This window comes from Methylosinus sp. R-45379 (genome assembly GCF_001644125.1).
Lineage (GTDB): Bacteria > Pseudomonadota > Alphaproteobacteria > Rhizobiales > Beijerinckiaceae > Methylosinus.
Window position 1 is genome coordinate 1 of sequence record NZ_LUUM01000087.1, and the last position, 1,079, is coordinate 1,079.

The 1,079-nt window shown below is 63.8% G+C and carries 1 protein-coding gene; it reads left to right on the top strand.

The features are described 5' to 3' along the window. Window positions 1-693: 693 nt before the first annotated feature. The coding region (locus A1351_RS04215; protein WP_245291571.1) for a response regulator at window positions 694-1,079 on the top strand (386 nt) is incomplete at its 3' end.

Sequence of the window (1,079 nt, forward strand, 5' to 3'; positions counted from 1 at the left end):
CGATGGATCGGATCAGGAAAAATGCGGCGGCGCGCGCGACGACCAGGCGCTCGCCCAGCCCGCAGGCGGTCTGACTTGCGCGGAAGCAGGAATCCGGGACAATCGGGCGCCGTTCGCGTCGACAGGCTCGCTGTCCACGAGGGCGAGAAGAGCCGTTGCGCAATCGGCGTCGCATCCACCGCAGAGGATGCAACAGTCGTCGAGATGATGTCGCGTGTCGCCGGAGCCGCCGCCGAGCCCCCATTTCGCGCAAGCGATGGAAGCGCCCGAAGCGAGAAGGGCCGTATCGCCGTTCGGCTGGCCCCGGGGCCGAAACGGCAGACCGATTGTCGTAAGAGCCTGAAGAGCGATCGCGACGGCCAGGAGACAAGCGACGACGACGCGAAGCCGGTTCGCGGACCGACGGCGCGCGGTCTCCCGCCCTGTCGTCCTCGCTCGCATCATGCTCTGGTCAACCTCCAGGACAATTCGGCCTTTTCGACCACGGTCGCGGTCGATGCACGATAAGGCACGAACGTCTTGCGAAGATGACCCGGCGAGAATTGCCGAAAATTCAGGGCGATCGTGATACAAATGACACAGTCAACGATAGGGTCGATGTCCTGCCATTGCTTTCTTGCAACTTTTGGACGCTTCCCTATGGAATGGCGGTCGGCCCATTCACGCGGGCTGGGGATCTTGGGAGCGGCGCCCATGCGTATCTTATTGGTCGAGGATCAACCGGAACTGGCGACCAGCGTCGCCAAGAGAATTCGACAGGCGGGCTACGCCATCGACACTTTCGGCACCATTCGCGACGCGGATGCGGCGTTGGCGCAATTCGATTATCCGGTGATCCTGCTCGATCGCCGCCTGCCGGACGGCGATGGACTGTCGCTGGTGGCGCGCATCCGGGGCAAGCATCCTGGTAGCCGGATATTGATGCTGACGGCCCTGGACGCGATCGACAGCCGCATCGAGGGATTGGACGCGGGAGCAGACGACTATCTCGTCAAGCCTTTCGCCATAGAGGAGCTGATGGCGCGTATTCGCGCGAGCTTGCGACGGCCCGGCGGCGAGCGCGCGCCGCCAGTGGAAGT